This is a genomic window from Nostoc sp. NMS8, assembly GCF_017115045.1.
Taxonomy (GTDB): Bacteria; Cyanobacteriota; Cyanobacteriia; order Cyanobacteriales; family Nostocaceae; genus Nostoc.
The window spans coordinates 1-4,860 of record NZ_JABXKK010000058.1 but is presented as its reverse complement, the minus strand read 5'-3'; the positions used below and the strand labels follow the sequence as shown (position 1 = coordinate 4,860).

General features: G+C 44.0%; 7 protein-coding genes. 4 read left to right on the top strand and 3 right to left on the bottom strand.

Annotated elements, in window-relative coordinates:
- Positions 1 to 187 precede the first annotated feature (187 nt).
- The 3 genes from HWQ39_RS10635 to HWQ39_RS10625 form a co-directional block, all read right to left on the bottom strand.
- Positions 188 to 844, bottom strand: coding sequence for a DUF4102 domain-containing protein (locus tag HWQ39_RS10635; protein ID WP_292844006.1), 657 nt, complete (start codon positions 842 to 844; stop codon positions 188 to 190).
- A 59-nt stretch (positions 845 to 903) separates the two neighbouring features.
- On the bottom strand, positions 904 to 1,599 hold the full coding sequence (locus tag HWQ39_RS10630) for a hypothetical protein (protein ID WP_292844004.1): 696 nt from the start codon (positions 1,597 to 1,599) through the stop codon (positions 904 to 906).
- Positions 1,600 to 1,682: 83 nt separating this feature from the next.
- Complete coding sequence (locus HWQ39_RS10625; RefSeq protein WP_292844002.1) at positions 1,683 to 2,060, bottom strand: helix-turn-helix transcriptional regulator; 378 nt, start codon at positions 2,058 to 2,060, stop codon at positions 1,683 to 1,685.
- 272 nt (positions 2,061 to 2,332) lie between these two features.
- Here HWQ39_RS10625 and HWQ39_RS10620 point away from each other — a divergent pair, with 272 nt between their 5' ends.
- The 4 genes from HWQ39_RS10620 to HWQ39_RS10605 all read left to right on the top strand — a co-directional run bounded on the left by HWQ39_RS10620 (position 2,333) and on the right by HWQ39_RS10605 (position 4,354).
- Positions 2,333 to 2,539, top strand: coding sequence for a peptide ABC transporter substrate-binding protein (locus HWQ39_RS10620; RefSeq protein ID WP_292844000.1), 207 nt, complete (start codon positions 2,333 to 2,335; stop codon positions 2,537 to 2,539).
- A 308-nt stretch (positions 2,540 to 2,847) separates the two neighbouring features.
- Entirely contained in the window at positions 2,848 to 3,138 is a 291-nt protein-coding gene (locus HWQ39_RS10615) for a hypothetical protein (protein ID WP_292843998.1), read from the top strand.
- Between the two features lie 394 nt (positions 3,139 to 3,532).
- Positions 3,533 to 4,018, top strand: a complete 486-nt coding sequence (locus HWQ39_RS10610) for a hypothetical protein (protein WP_292843996.1) — start codon at positions 3,533 to 3,535, stop codon at positions 4,016 to 4,018.
- Positions 4,019 to 4,135: 117 nt separating this feature from the next.
- Complete coding sequence (locus HWQ39_RS10605; RefSeq protein ID WP_292843994.1) at positions 4,136 to 4,354, top strand: hypothetical protein; 219 nt, start codon at positions 4,136 to 4,138, stop codon at positions 4,352 to 4,354.
- Positions 4,355 to 4,860 lie beyond the last annotated feature (506 nt).

Sequence of the window (4,860 nt, the reverse complement as noted above, 5' to 3'; positions counted from 1 at the left end):
CGCCGAAGGCATCGCACCTTTTTTGCCCAACCTCACAAAATCGCGTTGCTCCCGCTCGTACCTGGGATGAGTTGTGGAAGCTTCAAGACCTGCTACGGCAATCTCCAGAACTGTTGAGGGAGTAAAGCCTTTGCGACAGCGTTGACAGAACCATCTTTGAACAAGGGTATTGTCAGACAGCTTATAGCTACCGTTTTTGAAAATTAGTGTTGTTCCATTGCATCTTGGGCATGGTGGACGATTCATTCTTCCAGCCTCGAATTAACTGTTTAATCTCCAGTGGTAATTTACCATCGGCAATCCACACTTCCACATCTGCTTTTTTACGCCTGGCGATGATGCTACTTACACTGCCCAGGTAGACACGGTTTTTCTTCCTGCCTACCATCCAACAGTACCGAAAGTACCAATATTTATTACCAGACCGCTCAACCCAGTACTTCTCTACCCACTGGGCATCGTGTTGGGGCGCAATTTTTTTGGTAGCTAATGTAACCTTCCCACCAACACGCGGTTCTACTGCGGCTGGAACAGTGCTTGATGTAACTTGCGCCCCAACACGTATTCGCCACTCAGCCCAGGCTTGATGATAATCATTCAGATTTTTGTAATCGTCTGGGTCTGGTGGCTCGTCGCTGTCATCAAAGAAAATTGTCAGTTGTCCATCGTCATCTAACTTATGGGCCACTTCCCCAAAGTCAGCAGGATTCCAGCGATTATCCTCCGCTTGTTGGGGCGCAATTTCTACTTCATCCCAGTAAGGATCGTGAATGGTAGTCCTTATTTCAGTTGGCGCGATCGCAAATAATGCTAATTGCCCAGGCACATCAGAATTATGTTTCATAATGTTTTTGAGTAAGAATATGACGGCCGTTAAGCGCGGCCCTTTTTTATGCAGATGAATCAACCAGAGGGGAATAATTCATCCCATTCTGTAGAGTTCCCAAACATTTGAAGTAAAAGATTGTAATTACGCGGAGACTCCCACCATCTGCGTCTCAAACACCGACGTATAAAACCTTCTGGATTGTATGATTTTTCAAAACCACCACGGAGGTTAAACATTAAAATTGCCAACTTAATTTCATTAGTTGGGCGTTCAAGTACTTCTTTTTCGTCAGAGTCAAAATGTATACCGTTATCAGCCAGAGTCTCTAAGTTGATATCAGAATTAGAATGCTGCTGCTGTATATCACCCGTCACGGCAGATATATCATTTGAGGGGTCTGAAGTGTAACTTAAATTATGGTTTTGGAAGTTTTTTTCTCGCTTCTTTCTCGGTGGCTTCAACCATTCGAGGGGTCTTACAAGTAACTTAAATATCTTCCAACTGTACTGTTTAATGACTTGGATAACTCTGTGTTCTACAAGAGTATCGAATATCTGTTTGAGGTAATTATGTGAGTATCCTTTGCCTCTTGCTTTGGCTACTGTGGCATTAAATTCTGATAAATCTGGTTCTACTTCTTCAGCTATTAGACCTTGCCTCATTAGCCATTGCCAAAGTGATTTTGCGGCAGGGCAAATATGATGTTTGTAGCAGAATGCTTCGTGTTCTTCCGTCCAGGGAAGTGCATTTTTAAGTGAATTTTCTGGCATAATACTATTAGCTAATCTTTATTAGTTAATTCGCAAAAAGCCACCACCGACCTTGTAAATCTAGGTGGCTTTTTGGTTTTTAGTTATTCTTCATCAGTCATTTGTCGTTTGTCGTAGCTAGGGCGTGAACGCTTAAGCTGTCTCCAGTCATCAGGTAGATCATTTACCTCCGTGATGTTTAGTTCTCGGCATAAAGTCTTTAATTGAGCAAGCGATATACCATCGTCAGCGATAGAACTGACATCCATACGCATCGATCTAGCTAATTCTTTGAGGGAAGCACCTAGTTCACGAGCCAAAGCAATTGCATTGTCGAAACGTGGCATTTTTCTTCCGCTCTCCCAATCGCCAATAATGCGAATACCCACACCCAATCGCTGGCTTAACTGCGGTTGAGTCAAATCAGCACTTTCTCGAAGTGTCTTCAATGTTGGCGGTTCGTTTTCTAATTCTGAGTTCATAATAGCACTATAGTGCTAGCGCTTTAGTGCTTAACAGAGAAACTGCCTTGCACTAAAGTGCTAGTTAGAGAGTAAGAAAAAGGGCAGGCCACTGAGTTTGACCTGGCGGTTAGCTAATAAGCCTGCCTTTTGCTAGTGTCTCACCCAGAAGCAAACCTGCTGTGATCTCGCTCCCCCACGCCTGACCGTTCGCGTTGCAACCGGAGCAAGCACCCGCACCATTGCATGAAGCCCCGGCGCGGAAACACCCTGTACCTGATGCCCAATGACTGATGACTAATCAAAAGCTCATGGAGGAACTAACAGCAGAGCAATTACTTGAGGCCAGAAATTGGATTAAAGATTGTTGCCCCTGGGGCGATCTAGATGAAGAGGAGGTGGACACCCTAACCGACGATGAAGTGACAACAGGGATTGTAAGACATTTTGAAGGAGGGATTAGCGAATTTAAAAAGACCGTGCCGACAGAAGAACAGTAAAAAGCAGTACTTAGCCTCCATCCATGCTGAATGTTTCTTTTGTAACTGTTGATAAGCCGTAAGTCGTAGCGTCGCAGGGTGACAGTAAGTGCTTAAAAGCAAAAAGGCGCTCGCCGGACTTTATCAATAGCGATCGCCAAGTACAAACTGAATTTTAATAGTAAGGAGATTTTATCAGTGTCTAGACCTTGAGGGAGATGTCAGAAGTGAAATTTTTGCTCTAGCAAAAGAGATGAGAGACGAGCTTTCACTTTCCGACCAGGCAGGAGTCATGGAAGCGATTATTTCCCAAGTGAGATGGGGGCAGAATGCAGAACCTATACACCACTCCTGAAGCAGCGCGTCAGGCTAAACGAGCTTACAAGGCTCTCCAAAATCTGGAGCAATCTGATGCACAGGTTCACGCGGATCATCGCAAGTACATCAAAGGAGTTGCTGACAGCGAACTGACTAAAAAACGGTCTGACGCTTCCACCGCAAGACATCTCCACACACTCAGACCTGAATATGCACGGTTAGGCTTTGGTTTAGACCGTGCTGAAAACAAAGCCCAGCAACGCATTGAAGAGTTGAAAGCCAAAATCAAGGAGAATCGCTAAATGGCAAAGGCGGTACACCTGGGGGCTTGGTTCCTTCTGGGGTGTATCGCCTCTAGCTTTGTGGCTTGGCTAGGGGCGCTGCATTCTGCTTTGTTTCGGGTGATGTGGGTTATCTACATAATGTCTTGCGCTGCGCTATGCCTTGCACTGCTTACAGGGGACTGTAACCTTTGAAACGAGCAAGGAAGAGTTAGAAGTGCATTTTCCAAAAGAAGTAGCGATCCTTGAGAACTCCCCATGCAGTGCTGTTAGCTTGCCCAATCAACTTGGAGGAAGGTTGATAGAAAAAGTGAAAGACTAGTTGCAATTCAATCAATTGCGATCGCGCTGCAAGAGGTAACGCGATCGCAATTTACAGGTAAAAAATACTATGACCAATTAGTTTTATTTGATTATGAGCGAAATTCATGGAGACTCAATTCCCGACGATAGTTATTCAAATAATATTCACAATGGCTGGAATATCCCGCCAAAAGATAGAAAATCTCTGGAAGAAATAATTAATGAGATGGGGAGTATAAATCCTACCGAGGAATTAGAACTCTCACTATGCTTGATTCGGCGAATTGCATTCAATCTTTGTGAAACACCATCGTCTAAAGAAGCAAGAGGTTCAGCCTTTCACCTGCTGTGTGAGCAGTATGTGTCACGACTCACAATTAATCAAAAAATAGAAAAAATCCAAGAACTAGCTAACAAAATACAGCTTCAAAGGTTTGAGAAAAAGACTGAAGAGCAAAAGCCATTGACACAGGAAGAACTAGACGCTTACGAAAATTCTGTCTCCTGCTGGGATTGTTGGGGCACAGGGAAAATTTACGACGGCATAAGCATCAGCCCGACCAAATGCTCAACGTGCAAAGGTACTGGGTATTTGTAGATGAGCAACCTTGGGAGAAACATGACTGAAAAAACTTGTTCTTGATGTGTTGACCGGACGTGCAATGGTTGATTCTCTCAACATTCAGCAAGTCAAACGTTTAAGCAAACAGTAATTATGACTAAAACTTCAAACATTCCAGAACCCAATCCAAGTTGGGATTATTACATTACTTGGCATAAATTGCTCAAAGCCAAATTCCATTTAGACGACTTGATGGAATATATTTCCAAACTTGAAGAAGCTAGTGCGGATAGCAATGAAGTTGTTGAAGAGGATTTATCAAAAATTATCAGAATTTTAGAATCTGTACTACCAAAAATAGAGACTGAATAGCCGCCTGATGAATCGCAACTACGAATTGCGATCGCGCTAATCAAAGCGCGGGCTACTTGACCCGGTAGCCGAAACGTGAGTTTATCTCACGTCGCGGACTGGAGTCCAACCCAGACGTACAGCACATACACACAGCAGCTTAGGGCTTTTAAAGAGAAACAAGCTTTTGTGGCTTTCCCACCTTCCTAAGCTCGGCTGCCGTAAGTATGCTGTTTCCCCTCCCTATGTCGCCGGAGTTTGCGCTCCGGCATTGCCTTGAGAGTGAACTAGGCTGTTGTGGCCTTCGGGTGATTCGCAGGCATGGCATCAGGGACAAGACGAAACCACCTATGGAGAACTGAATGATTAGAATTTTAGGACTTGATGTTAGCAAGTCCTTAGTTTCGGCTTGTTTGCTTACGGATAAACCCGAAGATCCACGACAATTCTATTATGAATGTCCGTTTTTTTGCTTACAGCAATTTTCAGGTAATTGAACCACAAACTACGGTAATGTAAAGAGATAG

What these genes read in the sequence shown, in the direction of transcription:
- HWQ39_RS10625 (WP_292844002.1), bottom strand. Translation starts at nt 2,060, where the DNA reads ATGAACTCAGAATTAGAAAACGAACCGCCAACATTGAAGACACTTCGA.
- HWQ39_RS10635 (WP_292844006.1), bottom strand. Translation starts at nt 844, where the DNA reads ATGAAACATAATTCTGATGTGCCTGGGCAATTAGCATTATTTGCGATC.
- HWQ39_RS10615 (WP_292843998.1), top strand. Translation starts at nt 2,848, where the DNA reads ATGCAGAACCTATACACCACTCCTGAAGCAGCGCGTCAGGCTAAACGA.
- HWQ39_RS10620 (WP_292844000.1), top strand. Translation starts at nt 2,333, where the DNA reads ATGACTAATCAAAAGCTCATGGAGGAACTAACAGCAGAGCAATTACTT.
- HWQ39_RS10605 (WP_292843994.1), top strand. Translation starts at nt 4,136, where the DNA reads ATGACTAAAACTTCAAACATTCCAGAACCCAATCCAAGTTGGGATTAT.
- HWQ39_RS10630 (WP_292844004.1), bottom strand. Translation starts at nt 1,599, where the DNA reads ATGCCAGAAAATTCACTTAAAAATGCACTTCCCTGGACGGAAGAACAC.
- HWQ39_RS10610 (WP_292843996.1), top strand. Translation starts at nt 3,533, where the DNA reads ATGAGCGAAATTCATGGAGACTCAATTCCCGACGATAGTTATTCAAAT.